Genomic DNA, 17,832 nt, shown 5'->3' on the forward strand with positions numbered 1-17,832 from the left:
CAAGGGAGACCGGACTGTTACGGCCCGGACGAACCGTCATTCCGGGTTCGATGCTTCGCATCGCCCCGGAATGACATTCGAACGATGGCCTTACGCCGCCGCGTTCGGGAAGCGATAATCCTTGAACTGGTCGCGTAGCGCCGTCTTCAGGATCTTGCCGGTGGCGGTGTGCGGAATACCTTCGACGAAGGCGACGTCGTCGGGCATCCACCATTTGGCGATCTTGCCGTCCATGTATTTCAGGATCTCCTCGCGCGTGGCCTGCTGGCCCTGCTTGAGCTGCACGATCAGGAGCGGCCGCTCGTCCCATTTGGGGTGGAACACGCCGATCACGGCGGCTTCCGCCACGGCGGGGTGACCGACCGCGAGGTTTTCGAGGTCGATCGAGGAGATCCATTCGCCGCCGGACTTGATCACGTCCTTGGAGCGGTCGGTGATCCGCATGTAGCCGTCCTCGTCGATGGTCGAGACGTCGCCGGTGTCGAAGAAGCCGTCCTCGTCGAGAATGTTGCTATCGACGCGGTAATAGGCCTTGGCGACGGCGGGGCCGGAGACCTTGAGGCGGCCGAAGGTCTTGCCGTCCCAGGGCAGCTCCTTGCCGGCATCGTCGGTGATCTTCATCTCGACCGCGAAGGGCGCATAGCCCTGCATCTGCAGCACGTCGAGCCGTGCATCGCCGGTGGCGTTCTGGAACGGCGGCTTCAGCGCCGCGACGCTGCCGATCGGGCTCATCTCGGTCATGCCCCAGGCGTGACGCACGTTCGAGCCCATGTCGAGGAAGGCCTTGATCATCGAGCGCGGCATCGCCGAGCCGCCGCAGATCACCATCTTCAGGTCCGGCAGCTTGAGATTGTTCGCGGACATGTGCTGGAGCAGCATCAGCCACACCGTCGGCACGCCGGCGGTGTGCGTCACCTTCTCGGTCGAGAGCAGTTCATAGACCGAGGCGCCGTCGAGCTTGGCGCCGGGCATGACCAGCTTGGTGCCCTGCGAAGGGGCCGAGAAGGCGATGCCCCAGCTGTTGGCATGGAACAGTGGAACCACCGGCAGCATTGTCTCGGACGCGCTCGTGCCGAGGGCGTCGACATTGTTGGCCATCAGCGCGTGCAGCACGTTGGAGCGATGCGAATACAGCACACCCTTGGGGTCGCCGGTGGTGCCGGAGGTGTAACACATCGCGGCTGCCGTGTTCTCGTCAAAGTCCTTCCATTTGAATTTGCCGTCCGCCTGCGCAATCCAGTCCTCGTAGGCGATCACGTTCTTCAGCGTGGTCTGCGGCATATGCGCCTTGTCGGTGAGCACCACGTAGCGCTCAACGCTCGGCAGCTTGTCGGCGATCTTCTCCAGGATCGGAACGAAGGTGATGTCGGTCATCACGATGCGGTCCTGCGCATGGTTGATGATCCAGGCAATCTGCTCGGGGAAAAGGCGGGGATTGACGGTATGGCAGATGGCGCCGATTCCCATGATGCCGTACCACACCTCGAGATGGCGCCAGGTGTTCCAGGCGATCGTTGCGACACGGTCACCGAGCTTGATGCCGTCGCGCTCCAGCATCTGCGAGACCTTCAGCGCGCGCTTGTGGATCTCGCCGTAAGTGGTGCGATGGATCGGTCCCTCGACCGAGCGTGTGACAACCTCCTGCTTGCCATGAATTTTGGCGGCGTGTTCGATGATCCGGTGGCAGAGCAGGGGCCAATCTTGCATCAAACCAAGCATTCCGACGTTCCTCCGAGAAGTCGCTGGGCGCGTTATCGCTCTCAGCGTAGGGCCAAAGATTGCCATGAGTTTTAGCCTGCCGGACTTTCGCCGCAAATGGTCTTGTCGCGGCTATATGTCCGCTGGCGCGGCAATGGTTACCGCTGCGCTGGGATTGTCGCTGGTGCTCACCGAGAGGGCGGAGGCACGAAAATCGACATCCCCGCTGGACATCTTCGGTATCGCCGCACCCCGGCCGCGTCCGGCGGTCCATGCCGCCAAGATCCCGCTTCCGAGACCGCGCCCCGAGGAGGCGCCCAAGGCCTCGGATGAGGCTCCGCCAGATGCCGAGGGCAAGCCTGCTTCTGCAGACAAGCCCGGCACCGACAAGCCTGCCGAGGCAGCGACGCCACCCCCAAAACCGGTCTCGGCCTGCCGTCTCGCGCTGACCGAGGAGATCGCGATCGCGCCCTCCATTCCGGATATCCGCGGCCCCGGCGCCTGCGGCGGCGAGGATCTGGTGCGGCTGGAGGCCGTCGTGCTGCCGGACAAGCGGAAGGTGGCGGTCAAGCCGGCGGCGATCCTTCGCTGCACCATGGCGACCGCGCTCGCCGATTGGCTGCGCAAGGACATGGTGCCGCTGGCCAACAGCCTCGGCACGACCATTGGCGAACTCGACAATTTCGACAGCTTCGAGTGCCGCGGCCGCAACCGCGTCGCCGGCGCAATGCTGTCGGAGCACGGCAAGGCCAACGCCATCGATGTCCGCGCCATCAAGCTGGCCAACGGGCAGTCGATCGGCCTCACCGACCGCACCATGTCCCGCGACGTGCGCGAGCGCGTGCTGCACTCGGTCTGCACGCGGTTTTCCACCGTGCTCGGTCCGGGCTCGGACTGGTACCACGAGGACCACATCCATCTCGATTTGGCGCAGCGGCGCAACGACTACCGGATCTGCCAGTGGAATGTCTGGGATCCCTTGCCCCAGGTCGCCCCGCTGCTGCCGGCGGAGCGTCCCGAGGAGGCGCCGCCACGCGAGATCGCCGCCAAGCCCGAGGCCAAGGAGAACGTCAAGGACGGAGCCGACGACGAGGCGGCCGAGAAGGCTCCCGCGCCTGCGGACAAGCCGGCAGCCGAGGGCAGCAAGTCCCGGCCGCACAAGTCGGCAACAAAAAAGCGCCGGTGAAACCGGCGCTTCTGATGTCAGGAGATCAGGGGGCGATCAGTAGCTGCCCGCCTGGCCGGTCTGGCTGCTGCCGAGCGCAAGCCGCGAATTGTAGGGCGAGTCGCCGTGCTTGGGCTCGAGCACCACGACGAGGGTGCCGACCTTGACGCGATCATAGAGGTCGATCGCATCCTCGTTGGTCAGGCGGATGCAGCCCGAGGAGATCGAGGCGCCGATATATTCCGGCTGGTTGGTGCCGTGGATGCGGAACAGCGTGTCCTTGCCGCCCGAATAGAGGTACATCGCGCGGGAGCCCATCGGATTGTCCGGACCCGGCGCGACATAGGTCGGCACGCCCAGGCGCGAGATCTCGCCGGGGGTCGGATGCCAGGCCGGCCATTCGGTCTTGCTGCCCACCTTGGCGATGCCCGACCAGGCCATGGCTTCTTCGCCGACGGTGATGCCGTAGCGGATCGCCTTGCCGCCATCCAGCACGTAGTAGAGATAATGGTTGTCGGAATCGACCACGATCGAGCCCGGCGTTTCCTTGCGGTGGTATTCGACGATGGCGCGGCGGAACGGCTCGGCAACCGCGGTGTTTTCGTACCGGACCTTGGCGAGCAGTTCCTTGTCCTTCGGCTTGAAGGCCTTGGTGTCGGTCGCCTCGTAACGCGTGGCCTGCATACAGCCCGACAGCATCAGGCCAGCGGCCAAAATCGCAAATTTAACTTTCAGCGACGACATGGTTTGGTTCCAATCAAAACAATACCGTGCGGAACGCCTGAGCTTAACGCCCAAGTTCCTCGACTCCGTTTAATCCCATTATCGTTGAAATCTGCCACAATTCCAGCACTGAAGCCCTTTTCCCGCGCTGCGAGAGCCTACCTGTGGCTTTTCTGCCGCAAATTTTGCGGCCGCGTGGAGGTTTTGGGGCGGGGAACGCCGGACTGTCGATTCCGTGCCACAGTTGGGCCATGGCACCGCCACAAATGCAAACGCTTCCTTAATGCAGTTGTCATCGTGAACTGGCCAGAATCGCGCTAAGGGCTGTCATTCTGTCGCAGATCCTCGGAGTCGTGCATGTTTTCGGTGTTTGTTCCCTCCGAGTCCGCGCTGAAGAAGGTTGTCGTTGAGAATCTCGCCGCGTTGCCCGAAAGCGCGGTCTGGATCGATCTCGTCAATCCGACCGGGGCCGAGGACAAGGCGGTAGAGCGGCTCGCGGGTGTCGCCATTCCGACCCGGGAGGACATGCAGGAGATCGAGATCTCCAGCCGCCTCTATATCGAGAATGGCGCGCGCTACATGACCGCGACGCTGATGTGCCACTCCGATACCGACATGCCCAGGACCACGGCGGTGACCTTCATCCTCGCCGATCATCGCCTGGTCACGGTGCGCTACGACCAGCCCAAGCCGTTTGCCCTGGTCGAGGCCAAGTTCGCCCGCTCCTGCGCGCCGTCCATCACCGGCGAGGCCGTGCTGATGGAGCTGCTGGACGCCGTCATCGACCGTTGCGCCGACATCCTGGAGCGATGCGGCGCCGAGATCGACCAGGTCAGCCACGACATCTTCGAGCCCGAGAGCGAGCGCCACGGGCAGGCCAAGAGATATTCCCAGATCCTGATCTCGATCGGCCGCAAGGGCGATTTGACCTCGAAGGTTCGCGAAAGCCTGGTCTCGATCGGCCGCGTCGTGACGTTCCTGTCCGCGGTGGTGGAGGGCGTGAAATGGTCAAAGGACATGCGCGAGCAGCTCAAGACCATGCAGCGTGACGTGGCATCACTGACCGACCACGCCTCCTATCTCTCCAACAAGATCACCTTCGTGCTCGACGCCATGCTCGGCGTCGTCAATCTCGAGCAGAACAACATCATCAAGCTGTTCTCGGTCATGGCCGTTGTCCTGATGCCGCCGACGCTGATCGCATCGATCTACGGCATGAACTTCAAGGTGATGCCGGAACTCGAATGGGTGCACGGCTATCCGATGGCGCTGGTGATGATGCTGATCGCCGCGATCGTCCCGTACTGGATATTCAAGTTCAAGAAGTGGCTCTGAACGCGTCGCGCTCTCGGAAAATAGTGACCGAGACCTTACGCCGGACGCAGAGACACGGCTCATCGTGTCGCAGAATAGATCGAGATTGAGGCGTCGCGGTGATGGGTGCACCGTGCCGCAATTCCTCCGGTAAAATTTGAGCGGTGGGCTGAACGTTTGCGCGAAACTTGTCTGCGATAAGCAGTGCGTAGCCGCGAGGAACAACCATGGTTGAGAAACACATAACGTCGCCCCGCAACGTCATCGATCTGGCGAACTATCGTCAGGCGATGACGATCGGCAAGGCGTCGTCGATGTCGGTGCGCATGTGCCGGCACTGTGGTGCTCCGCTGCTCGACGGTGAGAATGACGACGACTGCTCGACCGCATTCAGCTCGGCCGCTCCGCGGCCGCGCGACAGGTCACGTCGGATTCGAATCGATTGAGGAACGGAAGGTAAGGGCGATCCAGGTCTTGCGGCGGCGTTGTCTGGATCGCCTTGCTTCCTTCCTTCGTTATCTTTCAGGTCTGTCAGCTGTGACGCCTGATGGGCAGGTGCGCTAGCGGTCGACTGAACCGCTCATTCAGCCGAAACAGAGCCTGTGTCGGCTGCTGTCAACCAGCTCGCGCAAAAATATTCCACTTTACCGAAATTCGGTTTTGGCGTATGTGTCGCCCATCCCGGCTCACCAGGAGGGGCGATCTCGAGGTCGTCTTGATCGCGAGCCGGGCTTGCGGTGGACGCGGCAGCGTCGGCATGAGAGGTGCGGGCAGGGCGGGTAGTCCCTGTGAGCCCGTGGCCGCGTGCAGACGAACGGCGCTGTTCAATTCGTCTCGCCACGTTCTTTCGGTAACGTCGACTAGGCCGGGAGATAACGTGGTGACCAGCGAATGCGCGTACGGCAAAACCGTGTGGTCCTGGCCGTCGTTGCTACGGTCAAGCCTGTTCGAAGATGCGCGCGAGCCCAACCGGGTGGACGGCATCGTCAATTCGAACGGCGAGGGAGGCCAAAGGAAAGTTCGGCTCCCGGGAGAGCGCGGCATAAGCCGTCCGACCATCGCGCAGGGAAGGTCGAGTGTTCGGCCACACCTGTATGCTGCTGTGCGGTTCTTCCTGCGTGTGCTCTAGCGCAGCGGACCGCGGGTGCGTGCCAGCACCCGGCCTTCCCTGCGCCCTCTTGGCTTGAGGGTGGAGCGACGAAGCAAATCTCGGGCGAATTCAGCCGCGAGAACGCGAAGGCATGCCTGCAAGGCGACGAAGCAATCCGGAGTCTTTCCGCGGAAAGATTCCGGATTGCTTTGCTGTGCTCGCAATGACGAGAAGAACCTATACGTGCTGGCCGCCGTTGATGTGGATCTCCGCGCCGTTGACGTAGGAGCTGGTGTCCGTGCACAGCACGTAGATGATCTTGGCGACCTCGTCGGGGGTGCCGAGGCGGTGCATCGGGATCTGCTGCTCGACGATCTTCTCGGTGCCAGGCGACAGGATCGAGGTGTCGATCTCGCCCGGTGCGATGGCGTTGACGCGCACGCCGACGCGGCCGAAGTCGGACGCCATCTCACGCGTCAGCGAGGCGAGCGCGGCCTTCGAGGTGGCGTAGGCGGCGCCCGCGAACGGATGCACGCGCGAGCCGGCGATCGAGGTGACGTTCACGACCGATCCCTTGGCCGCCTTCAATTCCTCGATCAGTCCGCGCGCGATCATGATCGGCGCGAAGAAATTGACGTGGAAGACATGCGTCCAGGTATCGAGATCGGTGTCGACCGAGCCGAGCCGGGAGCCGCCGGGGCCCTTCGGCGAGATCGCGGCGTTGTTGACCAGCGCATGCAGCATGCCGCCTTCGAGCCGGTCGCGGATATCGGAGATCGCGCGGGTCGTGTCCGCGGGATTGCTGAGATCGACCTGGATGTGATCCTCAGGGCCGGCATCCCACGGACAATCCTCCGGGAACGGATGCCGCGAGCAGGTGATGACGCGCCACCCCGCCGAGGAAAAGCGGATCACGGTGGCGTGGCCGATGCCGCGGCTTGCTCCGGTCAGGAGCAGCGTGCGGCGCGGCGCATTGGACGAATGCGGCATGGACATCTTTCAGGTCGGCCCAAAGTCTTAAGGGTACATCCGCGTCTTGGACCACGGTTGGCCGGCCGCGTCACGGCGAAATTCGATGCGGTCGTGCAGGCGGAATGGGCGGTCGTGCCAGAACTCGATCCGCGCGGGCGTGATGCGCCAGCCGCTCCAGCCCGGCGGCCGCGGCACTTCGCCGATGACGTGTCTGGCCGCGACTTTCGCGATGGCTTGTTCGAAGGCGAAGCGGCTCTCCAGCTCCTGCGACTGCTTGCTCGCCCAGGCGCCGATCTGGGCCTGCTTGGGCCGGGTGGCGAAATAGGCGTCGGCCTCGGCCTCCGTCACCGGCGTCACGTTGCCGCGGATGCGGACCTGACGGCGCAGCGACTTCCAGTGAAAAAGTAAAGCGGCCTTAGGATTTGCGGCGAGTTCGCGGCCCTTCTGGCTTGCGATGTGGCTGTAGAAGACAAAACCCTCGGTATCGAAGCCTTTCATCAGCACCATGCGCACATCAGGCAGCCCGTCGGGGTCGACGGTTGCGAGCGCCATGGCGTTCGGATCGTTCGGCTCGCTCTCGATCGCCTCGTTCAGCCAGCTCTCGAACAGCGCAAATGGCTCGTCGGCGGCGGTGAAATCACCGGATGTTAAGGGTGTCTGGTGTTTCATCGAGGTCGTGTCGGTCATGTCTGGAGTCCGAGTTGCGTCCCGCGGCCCAAAACGCGTTGTCGTCCGCTACCGCCCTATATAGGGCATGGGGACGCGTTGGCCTATCGGCGATCCGACCCACAGGCCTCGTCATGACGATCATTCTGATCGGACTCGGTACCGGGGGATGCAGCTTTTCCCGCAAGGACCAGAGCGCCTACGCCAAGGCCGACGACAGCGACCTCACCGGCTCGATCGCGCGACCGGCGAAGGAGGCCCCGCCGACCGAGACCGATCTCGCCTTCGCCCGCAACGCCGCCTCCGACGTCCTCAGCAAGGGCGACAAGGATTCCAGTCAGCATTGGGAGAATCCGGAGACCGGGGCGCGCGGCTCGGTGACGCCGATCGCGCAATCCTATGCCGCCGAGGACGGCCGCAAATGCCGCGATTTCCTGGCGAGCTATGTCAACGGGGCGACCGAAAGCTGGCTCCAGGGCGCCGGCTGCCAAAGCACCCGTGGCCGTTGGGAGATTCATACGCTAAAGCCGTGGCGGAGCTAGGATTCGGTCGGCAAGCCTAGTTGCAAAAATGCCACTCCGCCCCCACATGGATCGCAGGTGGGGCGGGGAGCCCTTTGAACAATTCGATTTCTTGAAGGAGACGTGACGGATGCGCGACCCCTATGAGGTCTTGGGGGTGCCGCGGAGCGCTAGCGCTGCCGCGATCAAGAGCGCCTATCGCAAGCTTGCCAAGAAGCACCATCCCGACAGCAACAAGGACGACCCCAAAGCCGCCGAGCGCTTCTCCGAGATCAACTCGGCGAACGAGATCATCGGCGACGAGGACAAGCGCAAGCAGTTCGACCGCGGCGAGATCGACGCCGAGGGCAAGCCGCGCTTCCAGGGGTTTCCGGGCGGTGGCGGGCCTCGTGGCCGCGCCGGTCCCGGCGGCTTCGAAAGCTATTCGTTCCGCTCCGGCGGCGGCCCTGGCCAGGGCGGCGGCGCCTTCGAGGATATCCTCAACAGCATGTTCGGCGGCGGGATGCGCGGCGCCCGTCCCGGGGCCGGCGGTGGAGCCCAGTTCGAATTCGACACCGGCGGCGTCGGGCTCGATCTCGACGTCAACGTTGCCATGTCCGTCTCGCTGGAAGAGTCGGTCAAGGGCGGCGAGAAACGCGTCCGGCTGCCGACGGGCAAGGAGCTCAACGTCAAGATTCCCGCCGGCGTCACCGAGGGCCAGCAGATCCGGCTCCGGGGGCAAGGCGAGTCCGCGCAAGGCCATCCGCCCGGCGATCTCCTGATCACCATCAACATTGCCCCGCACCCGTTCTTCAAGGTCGAGGGCGCCGACCTCAGGATCGACCTGCCGGTCACGCTCTACGAGGCCGTGCTCGGGGCCAAGGTCCGCGTGCCTACCCTCGGCAACGCCGTGGAGCTTTCGGTACCGAAAAACACCTCCAGCGGCCGGACCTTCCGCCTCAAGGGCAAGGGCCTGCCAAAATCCGGTGGAACCGGGGATCTCTTCGTCACCGTCAGGATTATGCTACCGGACGGGAACGACGCCGAGCTTGAAGCATTGATGGAGAAGTGGCGGGACCAACACCCCTACAATCCACGTAGCGGGCTTGGTTAGGCGATTCGAACTGAAGGGGTTCTCCTAAAGGCCTAGGGCATCGTCCGGGAGATGATGCTCATCATATGCCTGAGGCGTGGTAGCGCTTCACGAATTCGACGTGTCGGCTGTCCGGCGGGGCAGCCGATAAAAAGGTGCGGCCTCGAGAGGGGGACCAGCGCGGTACCAAAAACCCCAATCGAGGCCGCCCGCGTCGATCGGCGGATCGAACGCTGCTCATTTTCGCGTGATCATCCGGTGCGATAATGAGACGCGCCGATGTCTTCATTCCAAATTTTCAATGTCGGAATCTGGGCACTGCGGTGCAGCAGTCTCTCAGGTGCCGTTTTTCTCGGCCTGATCATAGACCGCCTGCGCCACCTTGGTCAGCCGGTCGCGATCACCGCCCCCGCTGACGACGTAGCCGACGCCGCGCTCGGCCCAGAACAGCGCGCCGTCCTTGTCCGTTTTGGCGTAGCGCATTTGCGTTGCACCATTCTCGGTCTTGGCCGTGTAGATGGTGTAGCGCTCGCCCGAGGCACCTTCATACATCAGGAACGAGGCCGGACCGCTTGGCCCCGGCAAAAGCCGGCCGCCGACGAGCTTCAGCCCGCTGGCCTCCAGGTTCGGCGCGAACACGGTCCAGCCGCAGCGCCGGGTCAGCCAGGCCTGGAGGTGGTCGCGCTCATTGCCGCCGACCTCGACGGGGTGGCGGACCTCGACGACATAGAGACGGTGTGCGTCGAGCGCGTCCGCGGTAAAGCTCTGGAAGGTCGAGGGCGCGCTGGCGGCGCCGTGTGCGACCCAGCCGGCCGTGCCGCCGGCGACGAAAGCAACCAGCACAGCCGCGGCGGCGCCATAGAGCCATTGCCGCGGGCGGCGTTCCAGCCGCTCGAGCTCCAGCCGCGCCGGCACCGGCTCCTGGGCAATGGAATCGTAGCGGGCGTGCAGCATCTCCGCCATCGCGCGCCAGGACTGCACGCGCTCGGCCTCTTCAGGATGGGCGGCAAGCCAGGCCTCGACGTCGGCGCGGCGCTCGGCCGGCAGCTCGCCGTCGACATAGGCGTGCAGTTCGTCCTCGGTCACTGGGATCTTGCGCTCGTTCATTTCGATCGTCTCTGGCTCTGTGGCCCTGAATGTCGTTCAAAGTTCAACTTCGCGTCGCTCATCGGCATGCTGCCGGCGGACAATACGCGATGCATCAATCCTGCCATCATTTCACCCGCCGCAGTGCCGGGCGCTCGCCTTCCAGCGAGGCCTTGACGTGGGCGCGGGCGCGGGCGAGGCGCGACATCACGGTGCCGATCGGCACACCCTGGATGTCGGCGACCTCGCGGTAGCTCATGCCTTCCAGCATGACCAGCAGCAACACCGAGCGTTGCTCCTCGACGAGCGTCGCCAGCGCCCTCTCGATGTCGCGGCCTTCGGCTTCGGTGCCGCTGGCATCCGGGTTGTTGTCCGTCAGCTGCATGAACTGCGGACGCCTTGCCAGCGAGCGCCGCCGATTCTTGTTGAGGTTGGTCAGGATCGTGTAGAGCCAGCTCCTGACGTCGCCCCCGAGAAACAATCGCTCCGAGCGCAGGGCCCGCACCAGCGTGTCCTGCACCAGATCGTCGGCTGCGTCCGCGTCGCGCGTGAGCGCGCGGGCGTAGCGGCGCAACGCCGGGATCATGGCTTCCACACTCTGGCGAAACGCACTCATTGCGGTCTTGACGTCCTGGTGTCAGGCGCGAGCGCCCATAGCGATCATAACACCCGAATGGAACGGCTATTCCGCCGCTCTAAACAGCGTTAACACGGCGTATTAGGGCTGTACCGCAGGGGAGGGCTGGTGTACCTCCAGACCTCACCAAGAGTTCGACGGGACGTTCAAAAATGGCGCAGAATTCAGGTCTGATGCAGGGAAAGCGCGGGGTGATCCTCGGTCTTGCCAACAACCGCTCGATCGCCTGGGGCATCGCCAAGGCATGCCACGCCGCCGGCGCCGAGCTCGCCTTCACCTATCAGGGCGATGCGCTGAAGAAGCGCGTCGAGCCGCTCGCCGCCGAGATCGGTGGTCTCGTGCTCGGCCATTGCGACGTCACCGATGCTGCGACCATCGATGCCGCGTTCGCGGTGCTGAAGGAGAAGTGGGGCAAGATCGACTTCCTGGTGCACGCGATCGCCTATGGCGAGCAGCTCGAGGGCCGCTACGTCGACACCACGGCGGAGAATTTTTCCAAGTCGATGCTGATCTCCTGCTACTCGTTCACGGCCGTGGCGCAGCGCGCCGAGAAGCTGATGACGGATGGCGGTTCGATGATCACGCTCTCCTATTACGGTGCCGAGAAGTGGATGCCGCATTACAACGTGATGGGCGTGGCCAAGGCGGCGCTGGAGGCTAGCGTACGCTATCTCGCCGCCGATCTCGGCGAGAAGAACATTCGCGTCAACGCGATCTCGGCCGGTCCCATCAAGACCCTCGCGGCATCCGGCATCGGCGACTTCCGCTATATCCTGAAGTGGAACGAGACCAACGCGCCGATGCGGCGCAACGTTTCGACGGAAGACGTCGGCGGCAGCGCGTTGTATCTGCTCTCCGACCTCTCGCGCGGCGTCACCGGCGAGGTGCATCACGTCGATTCCGGCTATCACGTGCTGGGCATGAAGCGGCCCGATGCCCCGGACATTTCGTTCGGCGGCAAGGACTAGTTTCAAATCCGGAATGGCCGTGCCCACGATCTACTATCTTCGCCACGGCGAGACCGAGTGGAATGCGCTCGGCAGGCTTCAGGGCACCAAGGACATCCCGCTGAACGCGCGCGGGCGCGATCAAGCCATCCAGGCCGGCAGCATCCTCGCCGATTTGTTCAAGCGCGAGGGGCGCGACAAGGCGGCGCTGCCTTACGTGTCGAGCCCGCTCGGCCGTGCGCGCCAGACCATGGAGCTCGCGCGCGGCAAGCTCGAACTACCGGTTGCCGACTATGCGCTCGATGATCGGCTGCGCGAGATCGGCTACGGCAGCTGGGAAGGGCTGACGCTGGCCGAGAGCGAGGCGAAAGATCCTGACATTTACGCAAGGCGCCTCGCCGACAAATGGACGGTGGGTCCGGCGGGCGGGGAGACCTATGCCGACGTCCAAATCCGCGTGCGCGCCTGGTACGATCAGCTCCAGGCCGACACCGTCGCGGTCGCCCATGGCGGCACCTGCCGGGCCCTGATGGTGTCGCTTGGGCTGGAGACACCAGCCAGCGCCGCCGAGCTCTATATCCAGCAGGGCGCCGTCTACGTGTTCCGCGAGGGACGGCTGGAGAAGTTCAGTTAGGCCACCATCGTCATTCCGGGGCGGTGCGAAGCACCGAACCCGGAATCTCGAGATTCCCCGGTGCGCAATTGCGCACCTGCGGTCTGGTCCTTCGGACCATCCTGGAATGAAGGAACGGGGTTGAACGCCGTGTTCCGCGGCGCTACCACAAGTCAGAACTGACTTACGAACCACCGAGCAGCGATGTCCTTCAACACCTTCGGCCACATGTTCCGCGTCACCACCTTCGGCGAAAGCCATGGGGTGGCTATCGGCTGCGTGGTCGACGGCTGTCCGCCCATGATCCCGCTCACCGAGGCCGACATCCAGGGCGACCTCGATCGCCGCCGGCCCGGTCAATCGCGCTTCACCACCCAGCGCCAGGAGCCGGACCAGGTCAAAATCCTCTCCGGCGTGATGGCGCATCCGGAGACCGGCGTGCAGGTGACGACGGGCACGCCGATCGGGCTCCTGATCGAGAACACCGACCAGCGCTCGAAGGACTATTCCGAGATCAAGGACAAGTTTCGCCCCGGGCACGCCGACTTCACCTATGAAGCCAAATACGGCCTGCGCGATTATCGCGGCGGCGGCCGCTCGTCCGCGCGCGAGACCGCGACGCGCGTCGCGGCCGGTGCGATCGCGCGAAAAGTGCTGCCCGACGTCCGCGTGCGGGGCGCTCTGGTGCAGATGGGCCCGCACAAGATCGACCGCGCCAAGTGGGACTGGGACGAGATCGCAAGGAATCCGTTCTTCTGCCCGGACAAGGACAAGGCCGCGTTTTTCGAGACCTATCTCGACGGCATCCGCAAGAGCGGCTCCTCGATCGGCGCGGTGATCGAAATCGTCGCCGAAGGCGTGCCCGCCGGACTGGGCGCGCCGATCTACGCCAAGCTCGATTCCGATCTGGCGGGGGCGATGATGACCATCAACGCGGTGAAGGGCGTCGAGATCGGCGCCGGCTTTGGCGCGGCCGAGCTCACCGGCGAGGAGAATGCCGACGAGATGCGCACCGGCAATGACGGTACGCGCTTCCTGTCCAACCATGCCGGCGGCGTGCTGGGCGGGATCTCCACGGGGCAGCCGGTGGTGGTGCGTTTCGCGGTGAAGCCGACCTCCTCGATCCTGCAGCCCCGCCGGACTGTCGATCGCCAGGGCGCAGACACCGAAATCTTCACGAAGGGCCGCCATGACCCCTGCGTCGGCATCCGCGCCGTTCCCGTCGGCGAGGCCATGATGGCGTGCGTGCTGGCCGACCACTTTCTGCGCGACCGCGGGCAGGTGGGGCGCTAGCGCCGAGTAGGGCGTCGCGCCGCGGTACTACCCACCGCGCAGCTTGACGATCCCGCAACTTCGTCAGCAAATGCGGGCATGCAAAGCTCCGAGCTCCAGCGCGTCTCTAACTGGCTGATCGACGGCGCTTGGGCAGCTCAGGAGTCGACCGTAGGGATTGCCGATTTCTGCGAACATCTCGTCGCGGCCGGCCTGCCGCTGACGCGTTTCGGCATTTTCATCCGTACGCTGCATCCCGAAGTCTTCGGCCGCAACTTCATCTGGCGGCAGGGGGAGGAGGTCGAAGTCGGCACCGTCGATTTCGACATCCTGGACACCCCCGAATTCGCCCGCAGTCCGCTCCGCATCGTCTTCGAGCAGGGCATCGAGGTCAGGGGACGCGCAAGCGATCCCCACAGCACGCGGTTTCCGTTCGTCAACGACATGCGGGCCGAAGGCGCGACCGACTACGTCGCGGTGCCGATGCCGTTTCTCGACGGCTCGGTCCATGCCACGAGCTGGGTGACACGGCATCCGGGCGGCTTCAGCGATGACCATATCGCGGCGATCCGGTCCATCGTGACGCCGCTGGCGCGCGTCAGCGAGATCATCACCCTGCGCCGTACCGCCGAGATGCTGCTCGACACCTATGTGGGCAACCGCGCCGGCGCGCGCATCCTCGGCGGCCAGATCCGCCGTGGCCATAACGACACGATGCAGGCCGCGATCTGGCTCTCGGACCTGCGCGGCTTCACCGCGCTCTCGGACCGGCTGCCCGCCGAGACCGTCGTCGAGATCCTCAACCACTATTTCGATTGCCAGGTCACCGCGATCCGTGGCCATGGCGGCGAGGTACTGAAATTCATGGGCGACGGCCTGCTCGCGGTGTTTCCGATCGACGAATATGTCGGCGACGCCGCTCATGTCTGCGCGCGCGTGCTGGAAGCGGCGCGCGAATCCCGCGCCAGCGTCGAGGCGCTGGCCTTTCCAGTCGGCGACGCCGTCGAGCGCTTCCGCTTCGGTGTCGCGCTGCATGTCGGCAACATCCTCTACGGCAATATCGGCGGCGGCAACCGCCTCGACTTCACCTGCATCGGCCCCGCGGTGAACCTTGCCGCAAGGCTTGAGAAGATCACGGGTCGGCTGGGGCGGACCGTCGTCGCCTCGGAAGGTTTTGCCAATGTCTGCCGGCACGACTGGCACGAGCTCGGCGAATTTCCGATTGCCGGGTTCTCCAAGGCGCAGCGCGTGTACGGGCTGGCGGAAGAGACGCCGGCGCTGGTCGATTGAGCCGCTATTCCTCCGGCTCGGTCGTGAACAGCAGTGGATAGCCCTTGGCGCGGCCGGCGTCGGTGGCGCGGGTCGCCTTGGTCTCGGCGACGTCCTTGGTGAATACGGCGACGACGCAGGCCCCTAGCTTGTGGGCGGTGATCATGACCTTAAAGGCCTGATCCTCCGTCATGCGGAATTCGGCCTTCAGCACCATGGTGACGAATTCGCGCGGCGTGTAGTCATCGTTGATCAGGATGACCTTGTGCAGCTTCGGCCGCTCGACCTTGGTCTTCGTCCTGGTTTTCGGCTTGGTAACGGTGTCGTTCATTCCGCCTCCTGGAATCGGCGGGCTCGGTTCCAGCCGCGGCGATCAGCTCGCAGCCTTCTCACCATATTGCAGGACCTGCACCTTCTCCAAGGTGATCAGCCCGCTCGACATCATGCCATCCAGGATGGGCAGGAATGCGTTGATGTTGTCCTCGCTGTCGACGATCTCGATCAGCAGCGGCAAATCTTCCGAAAGCCGCAGGATCTTCGAGGTGTGCAGCCGGCTCGATTTGCCGAAGCCCATGGGCCCGCGCAGCACGGTGGCGCCGGCAAGGTGCCGCTCGCGCGCCGTCATCACGATCGCTTCATAGAGCGGTTTGCCCTCGAAATGATCGCTCTCGCCGATGAAAATCCGGAGCGAAACTGCCTGATTGGGAATTTGCATGGTCAGCTCCTTGTCAAGCGGTTGTAGCGGCTCGCCATGATATGGCCGCTCCATACCGACACCAGCCAGCAGATCACGGAAGCGGCGATGTAGGCGAGCGCCGTGTATTTCATGCCGCCATGGAGCAGGCGGAAGGTCTCCAGGCTGAAAGTCGAAAAGGTGGTGTAGCCGCCGCAGAACCCGGTCATGACGAACTGCCGGTGCTCGGGCCGCGCCAGCATCCGGCCATCCGGGCCGGTCAGCGTCGCGTAGAAGCCGATGATCAGCGAGCCCGTCGCGTTGATGAACAGCGTAGCGAAGGGAAAGCCCGGTCCGGTATCGAGTGCAAGCCCGACCAGATAACGCGTCAGGCCGCCGACGATGCTGCCGGCGGCAACCCAGGCATAGAGCATTGCAGTGCGCCAGCGCTCGGCGGAAGGGGAGTTCATCAGCCGCTAGCCTCCCAGACGATCCGCAAGGAGGAAGCCGCAACTGACGGCGGCAAGGCACAGTCCGACGGAGAACACGATGTTGCCGAGCGCGTGCATCGGCTCGCCGCTTCGCGCGAGCGTCAGCGTCTGCAGGCTGAACGAGGACACCGTGGTGTAGCAGCCGAGAAATCCTGTCACCGCGAACAGCCACGGATCGGGCGTGGCGAACACCGAGCCGGGATGGGTCGCCAGCGCGCCGAAAATGCCGATCAGGAAGGCGCCGGTGACGTTGATGGTCATGGTGCCCCACGGAAAGGTCTCGCCCAGCCGCCGCGCGATCGCACCGGAGACGAAATAGCGTGTGCAGCCCCCTAGGGCGCTACCGACCACGATCGCGATTGCTCCGCTCAGCACGATGAACAGCCTCCCGTCATGATTTATCTTCCGCCGCCAGACCGTTGCCGACGGCGAGCAGCCCGATGAGCGCGACCAGCGCGAAGCCGAGTCCCGCAAGGAACGTTCCCGCCGGACCATAGACGTCCCACAGCGCGCCCGCGATCACGCTCGCGGCCAGCAGAGCAAGGCCGGTGAACAGATTGAAATAGCCGAACGCGGTGCCGCGCAGGTTCGGCGGTGCGGCATCGGCGACGAGGGCCGAGAGCAGGCCCTGCGTCAGCCCCATATGCAGTCCCCACAGCACCACACCGAGCGCGAGGCCTGCCAGATTAGGCAGCAGCGCAAGCGCCAGATCGGCCCCGGCGAGGAAGACGAGCCCGAGCGCGAGCAGGCCGGTCCGGTTGATCCGGTCCGAGAGCACGCCGGCCGGATAGGCCGACATGGCGTAGACGATGTTCATCAGCACCAGCACCGCCGGCACCCACATCGCATTCAGCCCGATGTTCTGTGCGCGCAGGATCAGGAAGGCCTCGCTGAAACGCGCCAGCGTGAAGATGATTCCGACGGCGACGACGCGCCAATAGACCGCTCCGAGCTGCCGCATCGCGGCGAGGTTGAGCGGATTTTTTGCAGGCTCCCGGCTTGGGTCCGGCTCCGGCTCGCTCACCGCGAACGCGATCAAGCCGAAGGACAGGAAGGCCGGCAGCACCGCGACCCAGAACACGATGGAAAAATTATCTGCCGTCCACCACATCAGGCCGATCGCTACCAGCGGTCCGACGAAGGCGCCGATGGTGTCGAGCGATTGCCGCAGGCCAAAGCTCGCGCCGCGCAGGCCGACGGGAGCGATATCGGCGATCAGCGCATCGCGCGGCGCGCCGCGAATGCCCTTGCCCACGCGGTCGATGAACCGCGCCGCCACCAGCCATCCGACGCTGGGCGCAAGCGGGAACAGCGGCTTGGTCAATGCGGCGAGGCCATAGCCGAGTGCGGCGAGCAGCTTGCGGCGGCCGAGCCAGTCCGACAGCGCGCCGGAGAAGATCTTGGTGATCGAGGCGGTCGCCTCCGCAATGCCCTCGATGAAGCCGACGGTCAGTGTCGAAGCGCCGAGCACGGTGACGAGATAGACCGGCAGCAGCGCGTGGATCATCTCGGAGGAGATGTCCATCAGCATCGAGACGAAGCCGAGCACCCAGATTCCTCTCGGTAGCCCGCTACGTGCGGCATTCGATGTCGTCGTCGTCACGTCTTCGCCTTCTCCTGGCC

The 17,832-nt window shown here is 64.5% G+C and carries 20 protein-coding genes; 9 read left to right on the top strand and 11 right to left on the bottom strand.

Annotated elements, in window-relative coordinates; translation table 11 throughout:
• Nucleotides 1-90: 90 nt before the first annotated feature.
• Nucleotides 91-1,719 carry a fatty-acid--CoA ligase gene (locus tag AC0WRY_RS09435; RefSeq protein ID WP_491122974.1) on the bottom strand — a complete coding sequence of 543 codons (1,629 nt, stop codon included), beginning with the start codon at nucleotides 1,717-1,719 and terminating at the stop codon, nucleotides 91-93.
• A 64-nt stretch (nucleotides 1,720-1,783) separates the two neighbouring features.
• Here AC0WRY_RS09435 and AC0WRY_RS09440 point away from each other — a divergent pair, with 64 nt between their 5' ends.
• Nucleotides 1,784-2,884 (top strand): extensin family protein, encoded by a 1,101-nt coding sequence (locus AC0WRY_RS09440; RefSeq protein WP_491122975.1) that lies wholly within the window; start codon nucleotides 1,784-1,786, stop codon nucleotides 2,882-2,884.
• Between the two features lie 36 nt (nucleotides 2,885-2,920).
• Here the strand turns inward: AC0WRY_RS09440 and AC0WRY_RS09445 are convergent, their stop codons facing one another.
• Nucleotides 2,921-3,607 carry a L,D-transpeptidase gene (locus AC0WRY_RS09445; RefSeq protein WP_194406742.1) on the bottom strand — a complete coding sequence of 229 codons (687 nt, stop codon included), beginning with the start codon at nucleotides 3,605-3,607 and terminating at the stop codon, nucleotides 2,921-2,923.
• 336 nt (nucleotides 3,608-3,943) lie between these two features.
• Here AC0WRY_RS09445 and AC0WRY_RS09450 point away from each other — a divergent pair, with 336 nt between their 5' ends.
• Together AC0WRY_RS09450 and AC0WRY_RS09455 are read left to right on the top strand one after the other, a co-directional pair.
• Nucleotides 3,944-4,921 (top strand): magnesium transporter CorA family protein, encoded by a 978-nt coding sequence (locus AC0WRY_RS09450; RefSeq protein ID WP_194406743.1) that lies wholly within the window; start codon nucleotides 3,944-3,946, stop codon nucleotides 4,919-4,921.
• Between the two features lie 206 nt (nucleotides 4,922-5,127).
• Entirely contained in the window at nucleotides 5,128-5,346 is a 219-nt protein-coding gene (locus AC0WRY_RS09455) for a hypothetical protein (protein WP_194406744.1), read from the top strand.
• An 881-nt stretch (nucleotides 5,347-6,227) separates the two neighbouring features.
• On the opposite strand, the gene AC0WRY_RS09460 is transcribed toward AC0WRY_RS09455, so the two are convergent.
• Together AC0WRY_RS09460 and pdxH are read right to left on the bottom strand one after the other, a co-directional pair.
• Nucleotides 6,228-6,980: an SDR family NAD(P)-dependent oxidoreductase gene (locus AC0WRY_RS09460; RefSeq protein WP_491122976.1), complete on the bottom strand. Its 753-nt coding sequence runs from the start codon at nucleotides 6,978-6,980 to the stop codon at nucleotides 6,228-6,230.
• 27 nt (nucleotides 6,981-7,007) lie between these two features.
• Complete coding sequence (gene pdxH / locus AC0WRY_RS09465; RefSeq protein ID WP_491122977.1) at nucleotides 7,008-7,649, bottom strand: pyridoxamine 5'-phosphate oxidase; 642 nt, start codon at nucleotides 7,647-7,649, stop codon at nucleotides 7,008-7,010.
• Between the two features lie 113 nt (nucleotides 7,650-7,762).
• On the opposite strand from pdxH, the gene AC0WRY_RS09470 reads away from it, so the two are divergent.
• Together AC0WRY_RS09470 and AC0WRY_RS09475 are read left to right on the top strand one after the other, a co-directional pair.
• On the top strand, nucleotides 7,763-8,170 hold the full coding sequence (locus tag AC0WRY_RS09470) for an RT0821/Lpp0805 family surface protein (protein WP_194406747.1): 408 nt from the start codon (nucleotides 7,763-7,765) through the stop codon (nucleotides 8,168-8,170).
• A gap of 109 nt (nucleotides 8,171-8,279) precedes the next feature.
• On the top strand, nucleotides 8,280-9,242 hold the full coding sequence (locus tag AC0WRY_RS09475; RefSeq protein ID WP_194406748.1) for a DnaJ C-terminal domain-containing protein: 963 nt from the start codon (nucleotides 8,280-8,282) through the stop codon (nucleotides 9,240-9,242).
• Nucleotides 9,243-9,557: 315 nt separating this feature from the next.
• On the opposite strand, the gene AC0WRY_RS09480 is transcribed toward AC0WRY_RS09475, so the two are convergent.
• Nucleotides 9,558-10,328, bottom strand: a complete 771-nt coding sequence (locus tag AC0WRY_RS09480) for an anti-sigma factor family protein (protein ID WP_194406749.1) — start codon at nucleotides 10,326-10,328, stop codon at nucleotides 9,558-9,560.
• A gap of 106 nt (nucleotides 10,329-10,434) precedes the next feature.
• Nucleotides 10,435-10,923 (bottom strand): sigma-70 family RNA polymerase sigma factor, encoded by a 489-nt coding sequence (locus tag AC0WRY_RS09485; RefSeq protein ID WP_194406750.1) that lies wholly within the window; start codon nucleotides 10,921-10,923, stop codon nucleotides 10,435-10,437.
• Nucleotides 10,924-11,096: 173 nt separating this feature from the next.
• Here AC0WRY_RS09485 and fabI point away from each other — a divergent pair, with 173 nt between their 5' ends.
• The 4 genes from fabI to AC0WRY_RS09505 all read left to right on the top strand — a co-directional run bounded on the left by fabI (nucleotide 11,097) and on the right by AC0WRY_RS09505 (nucleotide 15,066).
• Nucleotides 11,097-11,912: an enoyl-ACP reductase FabI gene (gene fabI / locus AC0WRY_RS09490; RefSeq protein ID WP_194406751.1), complete on the top strand. Its 816-nt coding sequence runs from the start codon at nucleotides 11,097-11,099 to the stop codon at nucleotides 11,910-11,912.
• Between the two features lie 13 nt (nucleotides 11,913-11,925).
• Nucleotides 11,926-12,525, top strand: a complete 600-nt coding sequence (locus AC0WRY_RS09495; RefSeq protein ID WP_194406752.1) for a histidine phosphatase family protein — start codon at nucleotides 11,926-11,928, stop codon at nucleotides 12,523-12,525.
• Between the two features lie 183 nt (nucleotides 12,526-12,708).
• Nucleotides 12,709-13,797: a chorismate synthase gene (gene aroC / locus AC0WRY_RS09500; RefSeq protein WP_194406753.1), complete on the top strand. Its 1,089-nt coding sequence runs from the start codon at nucleotides 12,709-12,711 to the stop codon at nucleotides 13,795-13,797.
• A 78-nt stretch (nucleotides 13,798-13,875) separates the two neighbouring features.
• Nucleotides 13,876-15,066: an adenylate/guanylate cyclase domain-containing protein gene (locus AC0WRY_RS09505; RefSeq protein WP_194406754.1), complete on the top strand. Its 1,191-nt coding sequence runs from the start codon at nucleotides 13,876-13,878 to the stop codon at nucleotides 15,064-15,066.
• A 4-nt stretch (nucleotides 15,067-15,070) separates the two neighbouring features.
• On the opposite strand, the gene clpS is transcribed toward AC0WRY_RS09505, so the two are convergent.
• The 5 genes from clpS to AC0WRY_RS09530 are packed head-to-tail and all read right to left on the bottom strand — an operon-like array spanning nucleotide 15,071 to nucleotide 17,812.
• Nucleotides 15,071-15,376 (bottom strand): ATP-dependent Clp protease adapter ClpS, encoded by a 306-nt coding sequence (gene clpS / locus AC0WRY_RS09510; RefSeq protein ID WP_194406755.1) that lies wholly within the window; start codon nucleotides 15,374-15,376, stop codon nucleotides 15,071-15,073.
• Between the two features lie 42 nt (nucleotides 15,377-15,418).
• A complete protein-coding gene (locus AC0WRY_RS09515) occupies nucleotides 15,419-15,760 on the bottom strand; it encodes a DUF190 domain-containing protein (protein ID WP_194406756.1) in 342 nt (113 codons plus the stop codon).
• Nucleotides 15,761-15,762: 2 nt separating this feature from the next.
• Nucleotides 15,763-16,188, bottom strand: a complete 426-nt coding sequence (gene crcB / locus AC0WRY_RS09520) for a fluoride efflux transporter CrcB (RefSeq protein ID WP_194406757.1) — start codon at nucleotides 16,186-16,188, stop codon at nucleotides 15,763-15,765.
• Nucleotides 16,189-16,194: 6 nt separating this feature from the next.
• Nucleotides 16,195-16,584, bottom strand: coding sequence for a fluoride efflux transporter CrcB (crcB, locus tag AC0WRY_RS09525; protein WP_371746308.1), 390 nt, complete (start codon nucleotides 16,582-16,584; stop codon nucleotides 16,195-16,197).
• Nucleotides 16,585-16,600: 16 nt separating this feature from the next.
• Entirely contained in the window at nucleotides 16,601-17,812 is a 1,212-nt protein-coding gene (locus AC0WRY_RS09530; protein ID WP_194406758.1) for an MFS transporter, read from the bottom strand.
• Between the last annotated feature and the right edge of the window lie 20 nt (nucleotides 17,813-17,832).

The organism is Bradyrhizobium sp. T-12 (assembly GCF_058314695.1).